We start from the raw sequence: 23,362 nt of genomic DNA, 5'->3' as shown, positions 1-23,362 counted from the left end.
ACGAGGCATACGCGTCGATGACCGTCCCCGTCCCCGACTCCCCTGCCACCCGCTCCGCCCTCCCCCCGCCCGGTACGGACCCCGAGTGGTACAAGCGCGCGGTCTTCTACGAGGTCCTCGTCCGGGGCTTCGCCGACAGCAACGCCGACGGCGTCGGCGACCTGCGCGGGATGATCGACAAGCTGGACTACCTGCAGTGGCTCGGCGTCGACTGCCTGTGGCTGCCGCCGTTCTTCGCCTCGCCGCTGCGCGACGGCGGGTACGACGTCAGCGACTACACCGCGGTGCTGCCGGAGTTCGGTGACATCCAGGACTTCCAGGACTTCCTGGACGCCGCCCACGCCCGCGGCATGCGCGTGATCATCGACTTCGTCATGAACCACACCTCGGACCAGCACCCCTGGTTCCAGGCCAGCCGCAGCGACCCCGAGGGCCCCTACGGCGACTTCTACGTGTGGGCCGACGACGACACCGGCTACGCCGACGCCCGCATCATCTTCGTCGACACCGAGAGCTCGAACTGGACCTTCGACCCGGTGCGCAAGCAGTACTTCTGGCACCGATTCTTCTCCCACCAGCCGGATCTCAACTTCGAGAACCCGAAGGTGCAGGAGGCGATCATCGAGGCCCTGCGGTTCTGGCTGGACCTCGGCGTCGACGGCTTCCGGCTCGACGCCGTGCCCTACCTCTTCGAGGAGGAGGGGACCAACGGCGAGAACCTCCCGCGCACCCACGAGTTCCTGAAGCACGTCCGCAAGGTCGTGGACGAGAACTACGCCGACAAGGTGCTGCTCTGCGAGGCCAACCAGTGGCCGGCCGACGTCGTCGAGTACTTCGGCGAGAACGGCGACGAGTGCCAGATGGCCTTCCACTTCCCGGTCATGCCGCGTCTGTTCATGGCCGTGCGCCGGGAGCAGCGCTTCCCGATCTCGGAGATCATGGCGCAGACGCCGGACATCCCGGACAACTGCCAGTGGGGCGTCTTCCTCCGCAACCACGACGAGCTCACGCTCGAGATGGTCACCGACGAGGAACGCGACTACATGTGGGCCGAGTACGCCAAGGACCCCCGCATGAAGGCCAACATCGGCATCCGCCGACGGCTGGCACCGCTGCTGGACAACGACATCAACACCCTCGAGCTGTTCAACGCGCTGCTGCTGTCGCTGCCGGGGTCGCCGGTCCTCTACTACGGGGACGAGATCGGCATGGGCGACAACATCTGGCTCGGTGACCGCGACGGCGTCCGGACCCCGATGCAGTGGACCCCGGACCGCAACGGCGGCTTCTCCAGCGCCGACCCCCAGCGGATGTACCTGCCGCTGAACGCCGACCCGGTCTACGGCTACCAGGTCACCAACGTCGAGTCGCAGCTGCGCAACACCAACTCGCTGCTGCAGTGGGTGCGCCGGATGATCCAGGTCCGCGGGCAGCACCCCACCTTCGGGCTGGGCAGCTACGCCGAGATCGGCTCGCGGAACCCGACGGTGCTCTCCTTCGTCCGCGAGTTCGGCGACGACGTGGTGCTGTGCGTCAACAACCTGTCGCGGTTCCCGCAGCCGGTCGAGCTGGACCTCCGGCGCTTCGAGGGCTACACGCCCGTCGAGCTGACCGGTCGGGTGGAGTTCCCGCAGATCGGCGTCCTCCCCTACATGCTCACCCTCGCCGGCCACGGCTTCTACTGGTTCGAGCTGTCCAAGCCCACGGAGCCGGTGACCGAGGAGACCGAGGACTGGGCGAGCGCCACCTCCAGCTCCGTGGCCGACAGCCTGCTGGCCGCGGGCGTGGTCAGCGCCGCCGAGGAGACCCCGAGCGACGAGTCCGGAGGCACCCGATGAAGGCACTCACCGATCTCTTCCAGGAGTGGATCCCGCAGCAGCGGTGGTTCGGCGGCAAGGGGCGGGAGTGGGCCGACGTCACCGAGGACGGCTTCTTCCTCGACCGGGGCAACCCGGTGCTGTCGGTGCACCGCGTCCGCATCTCCTACCGGGACGGCGCGCAGGAGACGTACCTGGTGCCGCTGTCCTGGCGCGACCACAAGGCCGAGGAGCTGGAGAGCGCCTTCGTCGGCGCGGTCGCCAACGAGGGGCGGGAGTCCTACGCCTACGACGCCATGCGCGACCGGGACTCGACGCTGCCCTGGCTGATCCACCTCGCCCAGGGCTCGTCGATCGGGCCGATGCGCTTCTCGCCCGCCTCCGAGGGCCACATCCCCGAGGGGCTGCCGGGCGACATCGTGTCCACCGAGCAGAGCAACACCTCGCTGGTCTACGGCCAGGAGGCGATCCTCAAGCTCTTCCGCCGGCTGGAGCCGGGGCTCAACCCCGACGTCGAGATCCACGACGCCCTGCGGCAGACGGACAACGAGCACATCGCCCCGCTGCTCGGGTACATCGAGGTCGACGACGCCGACGGCGGCGACCCGGCCACGGTCGCGATGCTGCAGACCTTCGTGCCCAACGCCAGCGACGGCTGGCGACTGGCCACGGCCAGCGTGCGCGACCTCTACGCCGAGGGTGACCTGCACGCCGACGAGGTCGGCGGCGACTTCGCCGCCGACAGCGAGCGGCTCGGCGCGGCGACCGCCTCCGTGCACGCCGACATGGCCCGGGCCCTGCCGACGGAGCCGGCGGCCCCGGAGTGGTACGCCACGGTGGCCCGGCAGATGACCGAGCGGCTGGACGCGGCGATCGAGGTCGTGCCGCAGCTCGAGGAGTACGCCGAGGGCCTGCGGGCGCTCTACGCCGCCGTCGCCGACAGCCAGGAGCCGGTCGTCCGGCAGCGGGTGCACGGCGACCTCCACCTCGGACAGGTGCTGCGTACCGCGACCGGCTGGATCATCCTCGACTTCGAGGGCGAGCCCGCCCGCCCGCTGGCCGAGCGGCGGGAGCTGGACAGCCCGCTGCGCGACGTGGCCGGCATGCTCCGCAGCTTCGACTACGCCGCCCGGCACATGCTGGTCGAGCAGCCCGAGGACCCGCAGCGCGCCTACCGCGCCCAGGAGTGGGCGGCCCGGAACCGCCTCGCCTTCTGCACCGGCTACTCCGAGGCCAGCGGCCTCGACCCGTGCGGGGAATCACCACTCCTTCGGGCGTTCGAGGCGGACAAGGCGGTTTACGAGTGCGTCTACGAGGCGAGGAACCGTCCGCACTGGCTCATGATCCCGCTCCAGTCGCTGTCCAGGATCGCCGACCGCGACTGAGACATCGGCGCGCGACGGACCAGGGCAGACGAGAAGCGACGAGGACGGCGAGACGATGACGACCGACGACCGAGGCGAGAACACTGTGCAGAGCAAGGACGATCTGCAGCGCGCCGTGGAGGAGAAGGTCGCGCAGGCCGAGGCGGCCGCCGGCAGCGAGCCCCCGGTGAACGCCTCCCCCGCCACGCGCAAGCGGGTCGCCAAGAAGGCCACCGCCGAGGACGGCGCCCCCGCGAAGAAGGCGCCGGCGAAGAAGGCTCCGGCCGCGAAGAAGGCGGCCCCGGCCAAGAAGGCGACGGCGGCCAAGGCGACCTCCGCCCGGCGCGCCACCGCGAAGAAGGCCGCGGCCGCGCCGACGGCCACCGAGGCCACGCCGCAGCCGGGCGGCGACGACACCGAGACCACCGCCAACCCGGTCGTGGCACCCGCCCCGATCGCCGAGCCCGGCGACGGCACCGGTGCGCCCGCCGGCCAGCCGGTGGCACCCGACCCCGACCCCGCCGAGCCGTCGGCCCCCCGCGCTCCCGAGGACGCGTCGGCCCCCGCCGGTTCCGACGGGTCCGCGGAGCCTGCGGCACCGGTCCCGCCGACCGGCACGGCTCCGACCGGGGCCACGGCTCCGACTGGGGGCACGACCGCGGATGCCTCACCGGACGAGGCGATCGAGGAGTTCTCCGAGGAGGACCTGCGGGCCATCATGGACGGCTGGTCCCGCGACCCGCACCGCATCCTGGGCGCCCACCGCACCGCCGATGGCTGGGCGGTGCGCACGCTGCGCCCCGACGCCGTCTCCGTGGCCGTCCTCGACGAGGACGGCAGTCGCCACGAGATGCGCGAGCTGCTCGCCGGGGCGATCTACGAGGCGGCGCTCCCCTCCCAGCCCGGTGACTACCGCATCGAGGTCGTCTACGGCGACGGCGAGGGCGGCACCACCACGCACACCGTCGACGACCCGTTCCGCTGGCTGCCCACCCTGGGCCCGCTGGACGAGCACCTGATCCGCGAGGGCCGGCACGAGCGGCTGTGGGAGGTGCTCGGTGCGCACGTGCGGCGCTACGAGACCCCGCGCGGCACCGTCGAGGGCGTCTCCTTCGCCGTCTGGGCGCCCAGCGCGCAGGGCGTGAAGGTCACCGGCGACTTCGACTACTGGGAGGCGCGCGCCTACCCGATGCGGCACCTCGGGTCCTCCGGCGTCTGGGAGATCTTCATCCCCGGTGCCCAGGCCGGTACCCGCTACCGCTACCACGTGCTCGGCGCCGACGGCGTGTGGCGGGAGAAGTCCGACCCGCTCGCCTTCGCCACCGAGGTCCCGCCGCTGAACGCCTCGATCGTCACCGAGTCCACCTACGAGTGGGGCGACGACGAGTGGCTGTCCGACCGCGCCGCCGGCGGCTGGCACGAGCGCCCGATGAGCGTCTACGAGGTGCACGCCGGCTCGTGGCGGCAGGGCCTGTCCTACCGCGAGCTCGCCGACGAGCTGGTCGACTACGTCGTCGCGGCCGGCTTCACCCACATCGAGTTCATGCCGCTCGCCGAGCACCCCTTCGGCGGCTCCTGGGGCTACCAGGTCACGTCCTACTACGCCCCCACCTCGCGGTTCGGCACCCCCGACGACCTGCGCTACCTGATCGACCGGGCGCACCGCGCGGGCATCGGCGTCATCGTCGACTGGGTGCCGGCCCACTTCCCCAAGGACGAGTGGGCGCTGGCCCGCTTCGACGGCACCCCGCTGTACGAGCACGGCGACCCGCGCCGCGGCGAGCAGTTGGACTGGGGCACGTACGTCTTCGACTTCGGCCGCTCCGAGGTGCGCAACTTCCTCGTCGCCAACGCCCTGTTCTGGTGCAAGGAGTTCCACGTCGACGGCATCCGCGTGGATGCGGTCGCCTCGATGCTCTACCTGGACTACTCGCGCTCGGAGTGGCTGCCCAACAAGTACGGCGGCCGGGAGAACCTGGAGGCCGTGGCGTTCCTCCAGGAGTTCAACGCGACCGTGTACCGCGAGAACCCGGGCGTCGTCACCATCGCCGAGGAGTCGACGGCCTGGCCGGGCGTCACCCGGCCGACGCACCTCGGTGGCCTGGGCTTCGGCTTCAAGTGGAACATGGGCTGGATGCACGACTCGCTGGCCTACGTCGAGCGCGAGCCGGTCTACCGCAGCTACCACCACGGCCAGCTGACGTTCTCGATGCACTACGCCTACTCCGAGAACTACGTGCTGCCGATCAGCCACGACGAGGTCGTGTACGGCAAGGGCTCGCTGCTGCGCAAGATGCCCGGCGACCGGTGGCAGCAGCTGGCCAACGTGCGTGCCTACCTCGCCTACATGTGGGCCCACCCGGGCAAGCAGCTGCTGTTCATGGGCTCGGAGTTCGCCCAGGACTCGGAGTGGGCCGAGAGCCGCTCGCTGGACTGGTGGCACCTGGACGACCCGGCGCACCGGGGGATCCTGCAGCTGGTCACCGATCTCAACGCCCGCTACCGGGAGCTCGACGCGCTCTGGTCGCTCGACGTCGATCCCGCCGGGTTCCAGTGGATCGACGCCAACGACGCCTCCGGGAACGTGCTGTCCTTCCTGCGGTACGGGAAGGCGCCGACCCCCGCCCTGCCGGCCACGACGGCCGACGAGGACGAGGCGGCCACCGCACCGGCGGGCTCCGCGCTCGCCTGCGTCGTCAACTTCTCCGGCTCCCCGCACCACGAGTACCGGATCGGGCTCCCCCGGCCCGGCCAGTGGCGCGAGGTGCTCAACAGCGACGCAGAGGGCTACGGCGGCTCCGGCGTCGGCAACTTCGGCGGGGTCGAAGCGGTGGCGGAGCCCTGGCACGGCCAGCCGTACTCCGCGACCATCTCGGCGCCGCCGCTGGGCACCGTCTGGTTCCAGCACGAAGGCTGATCCGCACCGCCTCCGGCCCCGCGCGGGGCCGGAGGCTGGTCGCAGGTCCGGACACCGGGCATGCTGACGGCATGACCCCGCTGCTGCGCCGGGCCGCTCCCCTCGTCCTGGTCGCGGCCCTCGTGGCCGGGTGCGCCACCGAGACGGTGCGCGGGCGGGCCTCCCCCGCGGGATCCGGACCGGTCGACGTCACCGTGGACGAGTTCCCGGTGGTCGGGGCCAGCGAGACGCCGATCGACCAGACCGCCCGCAACGCCCTGGCCGACCTCGGCGCGTTCTGGCAGGAGGCCTACCCCGAGCACTGGGGCGAGCCGTACAGCCCGCTCGAGGGCGGCTACTTCTCGGTGGACTCCGAGGAGATCGACGACGATCTCTACCCCGACACCGGCATCGGGTGCGACGGCTCCCCGACCGACCCCGAGGACGTCGCGGGGAACGCGTTCTACGACCCGGTCTGCGACTCCATCGCCTACGACCGCACGCTGCTCCAGGAGCTCTCCGACGACTACGGGCGGTTCCTGGTGCCGGTGGTGATGGCGCACGAGTTCGGGCACGCGATGCAGAACCGGTTCGGGTTCGCCAGCCGCAACATCATCGACGAGACGCAGGCCGACTGCTTCGCCGGCGCCTGGACCCGCTGGGTGGCCGACGGCGAGGCCACCCACCTGTCCCTGCGGGAGCCCGAGCTCGACGACGTGGTCGGCGGCTTCCTGCTGCTGCGCGACGACGTCGGCACCGACCCGGGCGACCCCGCCGCCCACGGCTCCTTCTTCGACCGGGTGTCGGCGTTCTACGAGGGCTACGAGTCCGGTCTGGACACCTGCCGCGACGCCTTCGGCGACGACCGGCTGTTCACCGCTGCCCGGTTCGATCCGCGGGAGGTGGCCGGCCAGGGCAACGCCGACTACGACAGCATCGTGGAGTGGGCCTCGACGACGCTGCCCGCCTTCTACGACGGCGTCTTCCCGGACGTCTTCGGCGGCCAGTTCGTCCCGCCCGAGCTCGCCGGGTCCGGCAGCTCCTCCGGCTGCGCGGGTCTCGACCACCGCGATCTCGGCTTCTGCCGGGAGGACGACACGGTCTTCGTGGACGAGGACGCCCTCGCCGTCCCGGCCTACGAGGAGATCGGCGACTTCGCCCTGACCACTGCCCTGTCCCTCCCCTACGCCCTGGCCGTGCGCGATCAGGCCGGGCTGTCGGTCGACGACGCCGCGGCCACCCGATCGGCCGTGTGCATGACCGGCTGGTACGAGGCGCAGTGGTTCGCCGATGCGTTCACCGGCCTGGTGGGTGCGGAGATCAGTCCGGGAGACATCGACGAGGCGGTCCAGTTCCTGCTGCGCTATGGCGTCGACGACCGCGTGTTCCCCGACCTGGACGCCTCCGGCTTCGAACTGGTGGGCGCGTTCCGCAGCGGGTTCCTCGACGGTGCGCAGGGATGCGACCTGGCCGGCTGACGGGTTTGCGCCGCTCCCAGGACGGCGATGGAGCACCCATGACCCGGCCCGGCCTGCTGTCCGTCGTCGCGAGCCTGGCGCTCGGCTGCCTGCTCAGCGGCTGTGGCGTGGTGGTGGTCGGCGCCCCGACCCCGGCCGGCCGTGCGCCGGCCGGCGCGCCCCCCGGCGACATCAGCGTGACCGGAGCGACCGGCGACCCCGTCGACGTGCTCGCGCAGGACGCGCTCGCCGACCTGCAGACGTTCTGGAGCGAGCAGTTCCCGGACGTCTTCGGCCCCGACTTCCAGCCGCTGACCGGCGGCTACTTCAGCGTGGACCCCGGGGACCTGCGGCGCGGGGAATTCCCGGACGGGGTGGGCTGCGGCACGGACCCGCGCGAGGCGGAGAACAACGCCTTCTACTGCCAGGCGCCGAACACCTCGCACTCGGACTCCATCACCTACGACCGCGCGTTCCTCGCCGAGCTGGCCGACGAGTACGGCCGTTTCCTCCCCGCGCTGGTCATGGCGCACGAGTACGGGCACGCCGTCCAGGCCCGGGCCGGCTCCCCCGGTTCCTCGATCGGGACCGAGACGCAGGCCGACTGCTACGCCGGTGCGTGGGGGGCCTGGGTCGCCGACGGGCGCGCCGAGCACTCGCAGCTGCGGGAGAGCGAGCTCGACGCCGTGCTGCGCGGCTACTTCCTGCTGCGCGACCCGGTCGGCACCAGCCCCCGCGAGCAGTCGGCCCACGGGTCCTACTTCGACCGGGTGTCGGCCTTCCAGGAGGGCTTCGACGACGGCCCGGAGGCGTGCCGCGACCGGTTCGGGCCGACCCGGGTCTTCACGCAGGGCACCTTCAGCGACGCCGACCTGCTCACCCAGGGCAACGCGCCCTACGAGCAGCTGGTGTCGCTGGTGGACCGGGCGCTGCCGGCGTTCTGGGACCGCGCGTTCCGGGACGTCTTCGACGCGGAGTTCGCGGCCCCGCCGATCGAGCCGTTCACCGGCTCCGCGCCCGACTGCGCACCCTCGGACCGCGCGCTGGTCTACTGCGCCGACGGCAACGTCGTCGCCTACGACGAGGACCTCACCGACGACGCGTACGAGCTGGGCGACTACGCGGTGGCCACCGCCATCGCCGTCCCCTACGCGCTGGGCGCCCGGGACCAGCTGGGCCTCGATCCCGCCGACCCCGACGCGATCCGATCCGCGGTCTGCCTCACCGGCTGGTTCAGCGCCCAGGTGTTCAACCGGCAGGTACCCGACGTCCGCGTCTCCCCGGGCGACCTCGACGAGAGCGTGCTCTTCCTGCTCACCTACGGCGTCGAGGAGGACGTGCTGGGCGCCGCGGAGCTGTCCGGCTTCCAGCTGGTCGACATCTTCCGGAGCGGGTTCGTCGAGGGCGCCGGGGCGTGCGAGGTCGGCGTCTGACCCGCTGGGCTCAGAACAGGGCGGCCATCAGCCGACGGCGGGCGTCGCCGACCCGCGGGTCCTGGTCACCGACGATCCCGAACAGCTCCACGAGGTGCTGCCGGGCGCGGTCGCGGTCCTCACCGGCGGTGCTCCGCACGACGTCGAGCAGCCGGTCGAACGCCGCCTCGATGTTGCCGGTGCCCAGCAGGAAGTCCGCGGCGCGGGTCTGCGCCTCGACGTCGCCGGGCGCGGCGTCGGCGGCGGCCAGGGCATCCGGTCCCGCCTCCTCGGCGCGGCGGAACAACTGGACCTGGCGCAGCGCGATGCCGGCGTCGGGGTGGTCGGGCTCCTCGGCCAGGATGGCCTGGTAGGCGGCCTCGGCGGCGGCGAGGTCACCGCGCTCGAGCGCGGCCTCGGCGGCGTCCAGGCGCGGGTCCTCGATCTCCTGCGGCTCGCTCCCGGGAACCGCGCCACCGGTGGTGGCCTGCACCAGCTCGGTCACGAACTGGCGGGCCTGCTCCTCCGGGATCGCGCCGGTGAACTCGGCGACCAGCTGGCCCTGCCACACCGCCTTGACCGCGGGGATGCCCTGGACCCGGAGGCCCTGGGCCAGCGCGGGGTTGGCCTCGACGTCGACCTTGGCCAGCACCCACGAGCCGCCGCCCTCGACGGCGAGCCGCTCCAGCACCGGGGAGAGCTGCTTGCAGGGCCCGCACCACTCGGCCCAGAGGTCCAGGACCACCGGGACCTGGAAGGACCGGTCGAGCACCTCGGCCTGGAAGGTCGCCTCGGTGACGTCGACGACCGCGCCCCCGGGAGCACCGGCGGGGGCCGACGCGCTCGGCGGCGGCGCGGCCTGGGCACGGGCGGCGGCCTCCGACCGGGCCTTCACGGCGGCCAGGTCGACGGCGCCGGCCATCGCGGCGGCCATCTGCGCCTGCTGGGCCTGCGCACGCGGGTCGGGACGTCCGGGACGGGTGGGCTGCATGACCTCGATCATCCCACCCCGCCCCGCGCGCCTCACCTGCCGCCGGTGAAGTGCACCACCTGCTGGAACGTCGGCCGGTTCTGCCAGTCGATGTCCCGGACGCCGACGACGCCTGTCGCCGTCGCCCGGATGTCGTCCAGGTGCTTGTCATAGGTCAGCTCCGCCACCGAGGACACCTCCTGCTCGGCGAGCACCCGCTGCACCGCCGCCCGCAGCGAGGCGCGCAGGTCCTCCTGGCAGGTCGCGGCGTCCCCACCACCGCAGTAGGAGCGGGACCAGTCGCCCTCGTGCCGGAGCTCGTCCACCACGTAGCCGTACCAGGCCACGTTGTTCCAGGAGGAGCCCAGCCCCTGACGCGGGTGGTCGTCGAGCCGCTGCGGGAGCTCGGTGACCAGGTCGCCGAGGGTTCCGCGGAGCAGGTCGTGCGCCGCGGAGCTGACGGTGCCGTCGTCGGCCGTCGACTCCCACCAGGCGTCGAACAGGGCGACGGCGGCCTGGTCCTCGTACGCGCCGTCCCGGTCCTGGTCGATCCGGTGGGCGCCGCGCCGCTGCCAGTCCCGCAGCAGCGCCGTCGCCTCCGCCAGCTGCGGGTCCGCGCCGATCGCGTCGAGCAGGGCCGGCAACGTGTAGAACGCCCGCGAGTCCACGGTTGCGGCGTCCTGCACCGCGGCCACCAGGTCCGGCGTCGTCACGCCGCCGTCCCGGGTGAGCGCCGTCATCCGGTCCGAGAGCGCCAGGCTGCGGTGCACCGGGCCCCAGCCCCAGCCGTCGTCGGCCGCCGCCCAGCCCGGTGCCGGCTTGTTGTTCCAGGAGACGAGGAAGCCCGCCGGCGGGTTCACCTGCTGCGGGTGCTCGCCGGGCTGCAGCCAGCCCTGCCAGTCCCACTGCGCGCCGGCCCAGCGAGGCAGGTGCGGGTCGGTGCCCTCGGCGCGCACGGGCAGCCGCCCCGAGGAGAAGTAGGCGATGTCCTGGTCGTCGGCGTAGAACCAGTTGAAGGTGTAGTCGATGGCCGCGGCCGCCTCCTGGAAGCTGCCGGCGTCGCGCACGTACTCCGGGTTGCCGAACCGCTCGAAGCCGATCACCGAGTCCAGCTCCCGCTGGTAGGTGCTGCGCTGGGTCGCGACCGCCACCGGTCGGCCACCGGCGGTGGTGCGCAGCTGCACGATGCCGTCCTCGGTGCGCAGCACGGAGAAGCGCAGGACCCGCGGGGCACCGGCCCCACCGAGCGTCGGCAGCGCCACCTCCTCGTGGACCCGGCTGTCCATCGCGACGCAGCGGCCGTCGTCGGCGAGATACCCCTCGGACTCGACCGTCGCCGGTCCTCCGGACGGGTCGCACAGGGGGACGACGACGGTGTCGACGTTGTCGCTGTTGGCGCTGGTGGCCGACCACGCGTAGTCGACCCCGCGGCCCAGCTGGACGACGAGGTTCGTGCCCGCGAAGGAGACACCCCGTGCCCGGATCCCCGGCGCGACGACCGCCTGCTCGGTCAGCAACTGGGGGGCGAAGTACCCCGTCTGCGGACCGAAGACGGCCAGGGGGTGCCCGTCGGCGCTGCGGTCGGCGGAGATCAGGGCGGCGTTGCTCATGCCGTTGCCCACCTCGGCCAGGTCGAGCGTTCCGAAGGGGCCGGTGATGCGCATCGGCGCGGGCGACAGGCGACCGGACAGGGAGCCGAGCGACGGCAGCGCGATGCCAGCCCCGCCGGCGTCGGCTCCGGTCCCCGGCGCGGTCGGGCCGCCCGGATCGGGCAGCGCGACGCCGGGCTTCTCGGGGGCCACCGGGCCACCGCCGTAGGGGGCCGGCTCCGACGACGTCGTGGGCGCGTCCGCGTCGTCCGCCGAGCGCAGGTCGTCGAAGATCCGGCGCCCCTCCTCCGGGCCGAACTGCTCCTGCAGCTGCTGGAGCCACCGGGCGTTGGCGTACTCGGCGCCTCCGCCCTTGCCGAAGATGCCGCCGACCAGCGAGGCGATGTAGACGACGTCGGCGCGGTCCCAGGGCTCGGGCGTCCGCTGCAGCGCGGCGTACTCCACCGGGCACGCGGGGCCGAGCACCAGTCCGGGGCAGAGCTCCTGCTGCGCGGCGTTGATGCCGGCGATGAAGGCGTCGGCCGCGGCGAGCAGCCGCTGCCCCTCCTCGCCGTGGCGGGCGGCGACCTCCTCGACCTGCGCCGCCGCCTCCTCCTCGGTGTAGAAGGCGGTGCGCAGCTGCTCCTGGTCCATCGCGATGTTCTCCGGGCTCGGGCCGAGGAACTCCGCGGCCCGAGCCGCACCGACGTGCCGCAGCACGTCCATGAGGAACATCCGGTCGACCGTGCCGGCGTACCCCGAGGCCCATGCGGCGTCCTCGCGGGTGTCCGCCTCGATGTAGGGGACGCCGAACTCGTCGCGACGGATGACCACGCCGTCCCTGGGGCGGTCGACGCTCACCGCCTCGTCGTCGGTGAGGGTGAGCCGCGCGTCCTTGTAGAAGTCGCCGAGCGACCCCTCGGTCAGCGCGCCGAGGTCGGCGTGGTTCAGCGCGTCGTACATCTCGAGCTGGTCGGCGAAGTTCTCCGGGGCGTTCCGGCCGTCGACCGCTGCCCGTCCGGCCGGGTCCCCGAGGATCGCGCCCGCGGCAGCCGGCAGGGTCATGCCCCCCGACTGGCCGGGCGGCAGGACGTTGCGCACCCCCGGCTGGTCCACCGGGGGCTCGGTCGGAGTGGCGGTCGCGGGCACCGCTCCCGCGACCACGACCGCTCCTGCCGCCAGCACCGTCGCGATCCGTCGCACAGCCGACCTCCCGGGTCCGGGGATGTTGCTGTGTGAACGACGACACACCTACCCGGTTACGGCCCCGCGCGGGATCGGTCAGAAGCGCGCGGGCCGCTCAGGCCGCCACCACCCTCGGCCAGGATCATCTTGTAGCGCTCGTTGGTCTGCTTCGCGTTGCCGAAGCCGGCGAACTGGCGGATGGTCCACGCCCGCCCGCGGTAACCGGTGGCGTGCAGCCCCCGGGTGAAGGGGAACTCCCCCGGATAGCCGATCCGCTCGAAGTTCTCGACCGCGCTCTCGTCGGCCGGCCCGTAGACCGGCGCGACCTCGGTGCCGGAGAGGGTCGTGAAGTCGGCGTCGCGCACCCGCCCGGCGGCCAGCGCCGCGTCGTACCGCTGCTGCCACCGCTGCCGCGCGTCCTGGGCCATGCCGAGATAGTAGGACGTCCAACTATCGTGTGTCGACGGTCACCCCGGTGTGTCCTGCCCCGCGGGAGCGACGTCGCCCGCTCCGAGTCGGACGCGCCGCAGGGTGTCGAACAGCGCCTCGTGGTCACCCTTCCCGAGGTCGGCGAGGCCGAAGTCGATCGCGGTGAGGGCGCGGGTCCCCTCCTCCACGACTGCGCGACCCCGCTCGGTGATCGCCGCGAGGACACCGCGGCCGTCGGCGGGGTTGGGACGGCGATCCACGTAGCCGGCGGCCACCAGCCGGTCGATGGCGTTGGTGACGCTGGTCGGGTGGACCATCAGGCGGCTGCCGATGACCTTGAGCGGGAGCTCGCCGAGGCGGCTGAAGGTCAGCAGGACCAGCACCTCGTAACGGGCGAAGGTGAGTTCCAGCGGGCGCAGCACCTCGTCGAAGCGCGCGAGCAGGATCTGCTGCACCCGGAAGACCGAGGTCGCCGCCCGCATGGCCGACGACGGCCCGAAGTGCTTCTCCCACGTCTCCCCGGCGCGCTCGATCGGGTCGAACGGCAGCCCCAGCGGTCGGACCATTCCGCGGACGCTACCGGTCGGCACCATCCCGACCTTCTCGGATCGCGCTCGTGCGCACAGGCGCGCGGCGGACCTGCACGACCGGGTCGCACTGGTCGCCCGCATCGCCACCGCGCTCGCACTGCCCGGTGACGCACGAGCGTCGCTACCGGCGCCGTCCTTCGTGCGCTCTGGCGCAACGGGGCCGGAACAGGTGTGACGCACCGCATGGCGAGGCGCGTATTCCCAGGCTCCGCGCGACATGTCGACTCCTCGACACCCCGACATGGCGACCGCCGGGTTGAGACCTGGTCGCCCCCTTCCTACGGTGGAGGAGCCGGCCGGGTGGTCGTCGCCCGAGGAGGGTGACCCCGGGACGGCACCGCCGCAGCCCGGTGCGGTGCGCCCCGATCGAGGGCCCGCCCGGTGGAGCGAGCGCAGCCGCACGCACCCGTCCCCGCGCCGAGGTGTGCCGCGCCGTGCCCGCACCGCGGCGGGCGAACGGAAGGAGAGCCACCTCGTGGTGACCACTCGCCCGACCCTGCGCCGCCTGGGCGCCGGCCTGTTCACCGGCGCCGCCGCCACCCTGACCCTCACGCTGTCGCCCGCGACCGCGTCGGCCGCGGAGCCCACACCGGCCGCGACCTCGGCCCCGGCGCCGACCCCCGCCGCCCAGGCCGCCGTCGACGACGCCCGCGCACAGGTCGGCAAGGCCTACGAGTACGGCGCCGAGGGTCCGGACTCCTACGACTGCTCGGGCCTCACCCTGCACGCCTACCGCGCCGCCGGCATCGAGCTGCCGCGGCGGAGCGCGGACCAGGCCACGGTCGGCACCCCGGTCGCCCGCGCCGACCTGCAGCCCGGTGACCTGGTCTTCTACTACGAGCCGATCAGCCACGTGGGGATCTACGTCGGCGACGGCCAGATCGTGCACGCCGGCACCGAGTCGACGGGCGTGGAGTACACGACCGTCGACATGGAGGGCTACAACACCGCCCGCCGCATCGCCTGACGCGCGACCGGCGCCCGCTACGCGGCGGGCGCCGGCCGCAGCGGCGGCACGTGCCGCAGGCCGAACACGTCACGCAGCGCCGTCCGCGCGGCGAGGTCGCCGCACATGCCGTGCACGGCCGGCCCCGGCGGGGTGGCCGAGGACGCCATGTACACGCCCGCCACCGGCGTCCGGTAGGTGTTCCACCGCGGCACCGGACGGGCCAGCATCTGCCGCAGCGTGGCCTGGCCGTTGGAGATGTCGCCCCCGAGGTAGCTCGGGTTCCACTGCTCCATCTGGACGGCGTTCTTCGTGTGCCGCTCGAGGATCGTGTCCTTGAACCCCGGCGCGAAGCGTTCGACCTGGTCCTCGATCGGGCCGGTCATGTCGACGTCGGCACCGTGCGGCACGTGCACGTAGGCCCAGAAGATGTGCCCGCCGTCGGGCGCCCGCGTGGGGTCCGGAACGGTCGGCTGGACGGCCAGCACGTAGGGCTTGTCGGTGAGCCGCCCCTGGTTCGGTGCCCGCTCCCCCGCGATCGTCTCCTCCAGCGTTCCGGCGACGTGCAGGGTGCCGGCCCGGCGCGCCTCGGCGTTGGTCCAGGGCACCGGCTCGGAGAGGATCCAGTCGATCTTGAACACGCCGGCGCCGTGCTTGTAGCGACGCACCCAGCGGCGGTAGCCCTCGTTGAGGCGCTCCCCCGCCATGGTCACGAAGTCCTCGGGGGTGGTGTCGAGCAGGACCGCCGGAACGCCCTCGAACTCCCGCAGGTCGGTGACCCGGTGGCCGGTGACCACCTCGCCGCCCTGCTGCTCCAGTGCGGTGACCATCGCGTCGGCCAGCTTCTGCGACCCGCCCTCGATGAGCGGCCAGCCCGCGTGGTGGGACAGCATCGCCAGCAGCATCCCGAGCGCGGAGGTCAGCGGCTGGCTGAGGTCGAGCATCCCGTGCGCCGCAGCACCGCCGAGCAGTGCGCGCGCCTCGGGGGTGTCGAAGTACCGGTGCGCGAGCCAGCTGACGTTGGGCAGCCCGGTGAGCGCGAACTTCGTGACCTGCGGAACACTCTTCGTCGGCAGCGTGCGCAGCCGGCTGGAGAGGAAGAAGTCGATGACGTCCGTGCCGTGCTCGACCAGCGGCTCGAACAGCCGACGGTAGGCGCCCGCGTCCGACCCCAGGCGGGCCGCCGTCTCCTCCAGCGACCGGACCGACACCGCAGCGTGGCCGCCGTCCAGCGGGTGGGCGAAGTTGATCTCCGGGTGCACGAAGCGCACGCCCCGGCTCTCCGGGTCGAACTCCCGGAAGAACGGCGCCGCCGCGGCCATGGGCTGCACGGTCGAGCACACGTCGTGGTGGAACCCGGACCGGATCAGCTCCTCGGTGCGCATGCCGCCACCGGGCTTCTCGGCCGCGTCGACGACCTGCACCCGCAGCCCGGCCGCCGCCAGCCGCAGGGCCGCCGCCAGCCCGTTGGGGCCGGCACCGACCACGACGGCATCCGGCCGGCCCGACGTCGCGCTGCTCATCGTCCGATCCTCACACGGACGACGGCGCTGTGTCGGCTGGGGACCGTGGGCCACGCGGGGCTCCCGGCGACGACGGATCGCCCGATCCGGCACGCCCCGGTCCTACCCTGGCCGGCGTGCCCCTCCCCACCGTCGCGGACCCGCGGACGGACGCCGAGACGCTGCGGCTGACCCCGGCCGGTCGCGCGTGGCGGCTGCTCGCCTCCGGCGTCGTCCTCGCCCTGCTGCTCGCGGGCAGCCTCTGGGGTGACGACGACGAGTTCCCCTTCGGCCCGTTCCGCATGTACTCGACCCGCGCCGACCCGAACGCGCCGGTGGTCTCCACCCGCACGGTCGCGCTCACCGCCGAGGGCGAGGAGCTCAAGCTGTCGGGCGGCGAGGTCGGTCTGCGCCGCGCCGAGTTCGAAGGCCAGCTCGATCGGGTCCAGGAGGACCCCGCCCTGCTGGGCCTGCTGGCCGACGCCTACGTCGAGCGGCACCCGCAGGCGCCCGACCTCGTGGCCGTCCAGGTGGTGCAGCGGCGGTACGAGCTGGTCGACGGCCGGCAGACCGGCCGGTTCACCGACCGGGTGCTGGTCGAGTACGTGCTGGAGGACGACGGAGCATGACCACCATCCCCGCGCCCACGGGCGCGCTGAGCCGCTGGTTCTTCCGGCCGGTCCCGCTGGCGCGCATCGCCGTCTTCCGGGTCATCGCCTACCTGTTCGTCCCGGTCGACGTCTTCCTCACCACCGCCTGGGTCCGGGCGCACGCCGACGTCCCGACCGAGTGGTACGACCCCCTGCTGATCGGGCGGCTGCTGCACCTGCCGACGCCGACGCACACCGTCGTCCTCCTGGTGCAGTGGGCGCTGGTGATCACGGCGCTGGCCGCCGCCACCGGTCGCGCGCCGAGGCTCCTCGGCACCGCCGTCTTCCTCCTCTACCTGGAGTGGATGGTCATCGCGATGAGCTACGGCAAGGTCGACCACGACCGGATCGCCTTCCTCGTCGCCCTCGCCGTCCTGCCCACGATCGGCCGGGCGCGCGTGCAGGACAGCCGGCGCTCGGAGGCGGCGGGCTGGGCGATGGCCGCCGTGCTGGTCACGGTCATGCTCACGTACTTCCTCGCTGCCTGGGCGAAGGTCCGGTTCGGGGGCTGGGACTGGCCCACCGGGTCGACCCTCACCCGCGCGGTCCTGCGCCGGGGCACGCCGCTGTCGGACTGGACGCTCGACCTGCCGTGGCTGCTCTCGGCGGCGCAATGGGTGATGCTCGGCCTGGAGTTCCTCGCGCCGCTGATGCTGCTCGTCCGCACCGACCGGGCGCGGATCGGGCTCGTGCTGTTCCTGCTCGGCTTCCACCTGATGGTCTTCGCCGGCGTGACGATCATCTTCCTGCCGCACTGCGTGGCGATCCTGTCGATCCTGCCGTGGGAGCGACTGGCCGCCCGGTGGCGCCCGGCGCCCGCGCCGGCGGATCAGAGCTGGGCGAGCAGTTCGTCCGCCGCGCAGTAGGGATCGGTCGAACCGTCGACCACCTGGCCGGCCAGCGCCTCGAGCGCGGCCGAGCCGCGGATGTCCCCGATGCGTTCGCGCAGGGTGGCCAGGGCGATCGCCTCGATCTCCCGGGCGGCCCGCTCCGAGCGCCGTCGGCGTCCCTCACCGGTGGACTCCAGCCACCGGCGGTGCTCCTCGATCTTCTCCAGCACGCCGTCGACGCCGTTGTCGGTGTCGCGGGCCGCGACGGTCCGGCAGATCGGCGGGCGCCAGTTCCCGGCCTCGGAGTGCCGGCCGCCGAGGGACTGCATGTAGCGCAGGTCGCGCACGGTCTGGTCGGCGCCGTCCCGGTCGGCCTTGTTGACGACGAAGACGTCGGCGACCTCGAGGATGCCGGCCTTGGCCGCCTGGATCCCGTCGCCCATTCCCGGCGCGACGAGCACGAGCGTGGTGTCGGCCAGCGAGGCGATCTCCAGCTCCGACTGCCCGACGCCCACGGTCTCGATCAGCACGACGTCGCACCCGGCGGCGTCGAGCACCCGCAGCGCCTGGGGCGTGGCCCAGGACAGGCCGCCCAGGTGCCCGCGCGAGGCCATCGAGCGGATGAAGACGCCGCTGTCGCCGGCGTGGTCCTGCATGCGCACGCGGTCGCCGAGCAGCGCTCCGCCGGAGAACGGGGAGGAGGGGTCGACCGCCAGCACGCCGACCCGCTTGCCGGCCTGGCGCAGCGCCCGGACCAGCGCGGTCGTCGACGTCGACTTGCCCACACCGGGTGAGCCGGTGAGCCCGATGACCTGGGCGTGCCCGGTGTGCGGGGCGAGCGCGGCCGCCACCTCGCGCAGCGCCGGGCTGGCGTCCTCGACCAACGAGATGAGCCGGGCCACCGAGCGCGCATCGCCCTCGCGGGCCTTCTCGACCAGCGTCGGGACGTCCACGGACCGGCGCCCCCGCCGCCCGGTCGGGGCAGCGGGGGCGTCGGTCTGGACGGCGGTGCCGTCGGTCACGCCGAGTCGATCAGTTCTTGCTGGGTGCGTGCAGGATCAGGGCGTCGCCCTGCCCACCGCCGCCGCACAGCGCTGCGGCGCCGACCTTGGCACCCCGGCGGCGCAGCTCCAGCGCCACGTCGAGGACGACGCGCGCGCCGCTCATGCCGACCGGGTGACCCAGGGCGATGGCCCCACCGTTCGGGTTCACCTTCTCCGGGTCGATGCCCAGCTCCCGGGTCGACACGATGCCGACCGCGGCGAAGGCCTCGTTCAGCTCGACGACGTCGAGGTCCTTGGGGTCGATGCCCTCACGGGCACAGGCCTTCTGGATCGCCCGCGACGGCTGGCTCTGCAGCGTGGCGTCCGGCCCGGCCACGACGCCGTGCGCACCGATCTCGGCGATCGGCTCGATGCCCAGCTCGGCGGCCTTGGCCGCGCTCATGACCACGACCGCGCAGGCGCCGTCGGAGATCTGCGAGGCGGTGCCCGCGGTAATCGTGCCGTCCTTGGCGAAGGCCGGCTTGAGCTTGGACAGGCTCGCCGCGGTCGTGTCGGCGCGGATGCCCTCGTCGTCGGTGAACTCGATCGGGTCGCCCTTCCGCTGCGGGATGAGCACCGGGGTGATCGACTCGGCGAACACGCCGTCCTTGTGGGCGCGGGCGGCCTTCTGGTGGCTGGCGGCGGCGAACTCGTCCTGCTCCTCGCGGGTCAGGTCGTAGCGGCTGTTCGCCTGCTCGGTCAGGACGCCCATGGCGACCTGGTCGAAGGTGTCGGAGAGGCCGTCGTGCGCCATCGAGTCGATCAGCTTGGTGTCGCCGTACTTCGTGCCGGTGCGCGAGTTGGCGAGCAGGTGCGGGGCCTGGGTCATCGACTCCATGCCACCGGCGACGACGATGTCGAACTCGCCGGCGCGGATGAGCTGGTCGGCCATGGCGATCGCGGACAGGCCCGACAGGCAGACCTTGTTGACGGTGATCGAGGGCACCGACATCGGGATGCCGGCCTTGACGGCCGCCGGGCGGGCCGGGTTCTGGCCGGCACCGGCCTGGATGACCTGACCCATGATCACGTACTCGACCTGGTCGCCGGAGATGCCGGCGCGCTCGAGGGCGGCCTTGATGGCGACGCCGCCCAGGTCGGCCGCCGAGAAGTCCTTGAGCGAGCCGAGCAGCCGGCCCATCGGGGTACGGGCGCCGCTGACGATGACGGAGCGGGACATGCTGCCTCCAGTGGCGGGCCGCCGCCGGTGGCGACCACGTTGTCGGGACGCACCGCGATCGGCCGCGACCGGGCAGGTCACGACCAGGCACGGCGCCGGGCCTTGCGGGGAAGGATAGGACGGTGGGACGGCCCGCGGCAGGCCGAGTTCACGCGGACGAGGTGAAGCGCACCACTTCCGGCTGTCGTCTCAGACGTCTTCACGGCACTATGCCCGCGTGACCACCAACGACGCCGATCACGCCAGCGCCGCCGCGGGCCTGCCCGCGGGGCTGTTCACCACCATCGACCACGTGGGCATCGCCGTCCCGGACCTGGACGAGGCCATCGCCTTCTACGCCCAGGCCTTCGGCGTGCACTCCGTGCACGAGGAGACCAACGAGGAGCAGGGCGTCCGCGAGGCGATGCTCGCGGTCGGGAACGGCGACACCCGCATCCAGCTGCTCGCGCCGCTCACGCCGGAGTCGACGATCGCGAAGTTCATCGGCCGCTCGGGCCCGGGCCTTCAGCAGCTCGCCTTCCGGGTCGAGGACGTCGAGGCGGTGAGCGCGACGCTGCGCGAGCGCGGCCTGCGCCTGCTCTACGACGTCCCCAAGCGCGGGACCTCCGACAGCCGGGTGAACTTCATCCACCCCAAGGACGCCGGCGGCGTCCTGGTCGAGCTCGTCGAGCCGGCCGCGTCGCCCGCGCACTGACCGCAGTGAACCGGGCGGTTACCCACCGGTAACATCTGCCCACCCGCACGACAGCACCGCCCTCCGAGCCCGGCCACCACGGCCGCAGACGACCCGGGAGTACGCGTGAACGAGATCAGGGACGCCATCCTCGCCGACCAGCTGGACGCGCTGGGCGGCCTGGCTGTGCCGGAGTCCTACCGCGCCGTCGTGGTGCGCAAGGACGAGCAGAACATGTTCGAGGGGATCCCCACCAAGGACAAGGACCCCCGCAAGTCCCTGCACGTGCAGGAGGTCGCCACCCCGGAGCTCGGCCCGGGTGAGGCGATCGTCGCCGTCATGGCCTCCTCGGTGAACTACAACACCGTGTGGACGTCGATCTTCGAGCCGGTGTCGACCTTCGGCTTCCTCGAGCGCTACGGCCGCGTCTCCGAGCTCACCAAGCGCCACGACCTCCCGTACCACATCGTGGGCTCCGACCTGGCCGGCGTCGTGCTCCGCGTGGGCCCGGGCGTGAACAAGTGGAAGCCGGGCGACGAGGTCGTCGCGCACTGCCTCTCGGTGGAGCTCGAGGACCCGGCCGGCCACGACGACACGATGATGGACCCGCAGCAGCGCATCTGGGGCTTCGAGACCAACTTCGGCGGCCTCGCCGAGATGGCCCTGGTCAAGAGCAACCAGCTCATGCCCAAGCCCGCTCACCTCTCCTGGGAGGAGGCCGCTGCCCCCGGCCTGGTGAACTCCACCGCCTACCGGCAGCTGGTCAGCCGCAACGGCGCCCACATGAAGCAGGGCGACACCGTGCTCATCTGGGGCGCCTCGGGCGGCCTGGGCTCCTACGCCACCCAGATGGCGCTCAACGGCGGCGCGATCCCCGTCTGCGTCGTCAGCAGCCCGGAGAAGGCCGAGATCGTCCGCAAGATGGGCGCGGAGCTGATCATCGACCGCTCCGCGGAGCAGTACAAGTTCTGGAAGGACGAGAACACCCAGGACCCCAAGGAGTGGCAGCGCCTGGGCAAGAAGATCCGTGAGCTGACCGGTGGCGAGGACGTCGACATCGTCTTCGAGCACCCGGGCCGCGAGACCTTCGGCGCCAGCGTCTACGTCGCCAAGAAGGGCGGCACGATCGTCACCTGCGCCTCGACCACCGGCTACCTGCACCAGTACGACAACCGGTACCTCTGGATGAACCTGAAGAACATCCTGAGCTCCCACTTCGCCAACTACAAGGAGGCGTGGGAGGCCAACCGGCTCATCGACAAGGGCCTGATCCACCCCACCCTGTCGAAGGTGTACCCGATGGAGGAGGTCGGCCAGGCCGCCCTCGACGTCCACAAGAACGCCCACCAGGGCAAGGTCGGCGTGCTCACGCTCTCCCCCGAGGAGGGTCTCGGCGTCAAGGACACCGAGAAGCGCGAGAAGCACATCGACGCCATCAACCGCTTCCGCGGCGTGTGACCTCCCCGGTGGGGCCGGCGACGCGCCGGCCCCACCGGGCACCCCCGTTCCGCGTGTCACCAGGGACGTCCGGGACGGCTGTGATTCCACTACCCGGGGGACGGTGACGAGGCCTCCCCCTTCTGCGAGGATGGCTGCATGACCGACCCCCGCCGTGATCTCCCGATGCACGAGGCCCAGCACTCGTTCGACGTCGTCCTGCGGGGGTACGACCGCAGCCAGGTGGCCGAGACGATCGAGCGGCTCGAGGCGGACTTCCGCATCGCGCTCGCCGACCGGGACGCCGCTGTCGCCCGCACCTCCGACATGGCCGGCCAGCTCTCCGCACTGCACGGCGAGGTCGAGGCGCTGCGTCGCAAGGCCGCGACCCAGTCCGCGCCGACGTTCGAGAACATCAGCGAGCGCATCCAGCACATGCTGCAGCTCGCCGAGGAGGAGGCGGCGGAGATCCGCCGCGCCGCCGAGGCCGAGGCCATGGCCGTCCGCGAGCAGACCGCCGCCGAGGAGCGCGCTCTCCTGGAGCGGCACGCCGCTGGCCAGGCGGAGGTGGAGCGGATGCTCGCCGAGGCCCGCCAGACCGCCGAGCAGATCGCCCAGAAGGCCCAGATCCGGGCCGACGAGCTGGTCGCCAAGGCGCAGGAGCGCGTGGCCCGGCTCGACGCCGAGTCGCAGGCCCGTCGCGCCAAGGTCGAGGAGGACTTCGACATCGCGCAGCGCGCCCGCCGCGCCGAGGCCGCCCGGGTCGAGGAGGAGCGCGAGCGCGTCTCCACGCAGGCTGCTCGTCAGCGGATCTCGGCCGCCGAGCAGCACGCCGCGCAGCTCGTCGCCGAGGCCGAGGCCCGCGCCGAGGCCATCCGCGACGTCCGCGACGAGCTCACCTCCCGCCTGGTCCAGGCCCGCCGCCTGCTCGACGGTCTGCCGGACCTCAGCGACCGTCCCGCCCCGTCGCGCGAGGAGGCCGCACCCGCCCGCCGTGCCACCGAGCCGGCTGCGCAGCAGGCCCCTGCCCCGCAGCAGAGCCCGGCACCGCAGCAGGCCTCCGCGCCCGAGGCGGCGAAGCCCGCGGCCGAGGCCCAGCCCGCACAGTCCCCGGCGCCGGTCGCGGGCCCGCAGACGGGCCAGCAGCCCGCCGTCGTCCGTGGGGAGGGCGAGGCCGCCGCCGCCCGCCAGCCCACCCGGACCGACCCGGTGACGGCCACGTTCCCGGCCGCCACGCCCTCGCGCACCGGCGAGCCGAGCACCCGTCAGCTGCCCATGCCGTCCCGGCAGGGAGCCACCACCGGCTCGACCGCCGCCACGCAGGCCGACACCACCCAGGCCATCGACCAGCCGGTGGGTCAGGGGCGCTCCTGATCCCCCCGCTCCACCCGA

The 23,362-nt window shown here is 72.9% G+C and carries 18 protein-coding genes; 11 read left to right on the top strand and 7 right to left on the bottom strand.

The window, feature by feature from the left end; all coding sequences use genetic code 11:
• Positions 1-17 precede the first annotated feature (17 nt).
• From treS to DQ237_RS08310, 5 genes are all read left to right on the top strand, one after another.
• Positions 18-1,838 carry a maltose alpha-D-glucosyltransferase gene (gene treS / locus DQ237_RS08330; RefSeq protein WP_113799067.1) on the top strand — a complete coding sequence of 607 codons (1,821 nt, stop codon included), beginning with the start codon at positions 18-20 and terminating at the stop codon, positions 1,836-1,838.
• On the top strand, positions 1,835-3,202 hold the full coding sequence (locus DQ237_RS08325) for a hypothetical protein (RefSeq protein ID WP_113799065.1): 1,368 nt from the start codon (positions 1,835-1,837) through the stop codon (positions 3,200-3,202). The genes treS and DQ237_RS08325 overlap by 4 nt, the downstream gene beginning before the upstream one ends.
• Positions 3,203-3,257: 55 nt before the next feature.
• Complete coding sequence (gene glgB, locus DQ237_RS08320) at positions 3,258-6,098, top strand: 1,4-alpha-glucan branching protein GlgB (RefSeq protein WP_205730118.1); 2,841 nt, start codon at positions 3,258-3,260, stop codon at positions 6,096-6,098.
• Positions 6,099-6,169: 71 nt separating this feature from the next.
• Positions 6,170-7,555, top strand: coding sequence for a neutral zinc metallopeptidase (locus DQ237_RS08315; protein ID WP_240619497.1), 1,386 nt, complete (start codon positions 6,170-6,172; stop codon positions 7,553-7,555).
• A gap of 38 nt (positions 7,556-7,593) precedes the next feature.
• On the top strand, positions 7,594-8,967 hold the full coding sequence (locus tag DQ237_RS08310; protein WP_113799063.1) for a neutral zinc metallopeptidase: 1,374 nt from the start codon (positions 7,594-7,596) through the stop codon (positions 8,965-8,967).
• A 10-nt stretch (positions 8,968-8,977) separates the two neighbouring features.
• On the opposite strand, the gene DQ237_RS08305 is transcribed toward DQ237_RS08310, so the two are convergent.
• From DQ237_RS08305 to DQ237_RS08290, 4 genes are read right to left on the bottom strand one after another with little or no spacing between them, the layout of a single operon-like run.
• The gene (locus DQ237_RS08305) at positions 8,978-9,937 is read right to left on the bottom strand and encodes a tetratricopeptide repeat protein (RefSeq protein WP_205730117.1); all 960 of its coding nucleotides are present in this window, start codon (positions 9,935-9,937) and stop codon (positions 8,978-8,980) included.
• 32 nt (positions 9,938-9,969) lie between these two features.
• Entirely contained in the window at positions 9,970-12,708 is a 2,739-nt protein-coding gene (locus DQ237_RS08300) for a penicillin acylase family protein (RefSeq protein ID WP_113799061.1), read from the bottom strand.
• Between the two features lie 56 nt (positions 12,709-12,764).
• Entirely contained in the window at positions 12,765-13,118 is a 354-nt protein-coding gene (locus tag DQ237_RS08295; protein WP_240619496.1) for a methylmalonyl-CoA mutase family protein, read from the bottom strand.
• A gap of 39 nt (positions 13,119-13,157) precedes the next feature.
• Entirely contained in the window at positions 13,158-13,685 is a 528-nt protein-coding gene (locus tag DQ237_RS08290; RefSeq protein WP_113799059.1) for a MarR family winged helix-turn-helix transcriptional regulator, read from the bottom strand.
• A gap of 499 nt (positions 13,686-14,184) precedes the next feature.
• Here DQ237_RS08290 and DQ237_RS08285 point away from each other — a divergent pair, with 499 nt between their 5' ends.
• A complete protein-coding gene (locus DQ237_RS08285) occupies positions 14,185-14,676 on the top strand; it encodes a C40 family peptidase (RefSeq protein ID WP_240619495.1) in 492 nt (163 codons plus the stop codon).
• 17 nt (positions 14,677-14,693) lie between these two features.
• Here the strand turns inward: DQ237_RS08285 and DQ237_RS08280 are convergent, their stop codons facing one another.
• The gene (locus tag DQ237_RS08280) at positions 14,694-16,178 is read right to left on the bottom strand and encodes an NAD(P)/FAD-dependent oxidoreductase (RefSeq protein WP_113799048.1); all 1,485 of its coding nucleotides are present in this window, start codon (positions 16,176-16,178) and stop codon (positions 14,694-14,696) included.
• Between the two features lie 116 nt (positions 16,179-16,294).
• Between DQ237_RS08280 and DQ237_RS08275 the strand changes: the two genes are divergently transcribed.
• A complete protein-coding gene (locus DQ237_RS08275; RefSeq protein ID WP_113798992.1) occupies positions 16,295-16,786 on the top strand; it encodes a hypothetical protein in 492 nt (163 codons plus the stop codon).
• On the top strand, positions 16,783-17,673 hold the full coding sequence (locus DQ237_RS08270; protein WP_240619494.1) for an MFS transporter permease: 891 nt from the start codon (positions 16,783-16,785) through the stop codon (positions 17,671-17,673). Before DQ237_RS08275 ends, DQ237_RS08270 begins: the two co-directional genes overlap by 4 nt.
• Here DQ237_RS08270 and meaB read toward each other — a convergent pair.
• On the bottom strand, positions 17,637-18,659 hold the full coding sequence (gene meaB, locus DQ237_RS08265; protein WP_240619493.1) for a methylmalonyl Co-A mutase-associated GTPase MeaB: 1,023 nt from the start codon (positions 18,657-18,659) through the stop codon (positions 17,637-17,639). The two genes, DQ237_RS08270 and meaB, sit on opposite strands and share 37 nt — an antisense overlap.
• Before the next feature lie 10 nt (positions 18,660-18,669).
• The gene (locus tag DQ237_RS08260) at positions 18,670-19,860 is read right to left on the bottom strand and encodes an acetyl-CoA C-acetyltransferase (RefSeq protein ID WP_113798990.1); all 1,191 of its coding nucleotides are present in this window, start codon (positions 19,858-19,860) and stop codon (positions 18,670-18,672) included.
• A gap of 217 nt (positions 19,861-20,077) precedes the next feature.
• Between DQ237_RS08260 and mce the strand changes: the two genes are divergently transcribed.
• The 3 genes from mce to DQ237_RS08245 all read left to right on the top strand — a co-directional run bounded on the left by mce (position 20,078) and on the right by DQ237_RS08245 (position 23,344).
• Positions 20,078-20,554 (top strand): methylmalonyl-CoA epimerase, encoded by a 477-nt coding sequence (gene mce / locus DQ237_RS08255; RefSeq protein ID WP_113798988.1) that lies wholly within the window; start codon positions 20,078-20,080, stop codon positions 20,552-20,554.
• A gap of 105 nt (positions 20,555-20,659) precedes the next feature.
• Entirely contained in the window at positions 20,660-21,991 is a 1,332-nt protein-coding gene (ccrA, locus tag DQ237_RS08250; RefSeq protein ID WP_113798986.1) for a crotonyl-CoA carboxylase/reductase, read from the top strand.
• A gap of 138 nt (positions 21,992-22,129) precedes the next feature.
• Positions 22,130-23,344 (top strand): hypothetical protein, encoded by a 1,215-nt coding sequence (locus DQ237_RS08245; protein WP_240619492.1) that lies wholly within the window; start codon positions 22,130-22,132, stop codon positions 23,342-23,344.
• Positions 23,345-23,362 lie beyond the last annotated feature (18 nt).

The organism is Blastococcus sp. TF02-8, assembly GCF_003319175.1.
GTDB lineage: Bacteria > Actinomycetota > Actinomycetes > Mycobacteriales > Geodermatophilaceae > Blastococcus.
The sequence above is the reverse complement of the archived record's forward strand: the minus strand, read 5'-3'. Positions and strand labels throughout refer to the sequence as shown.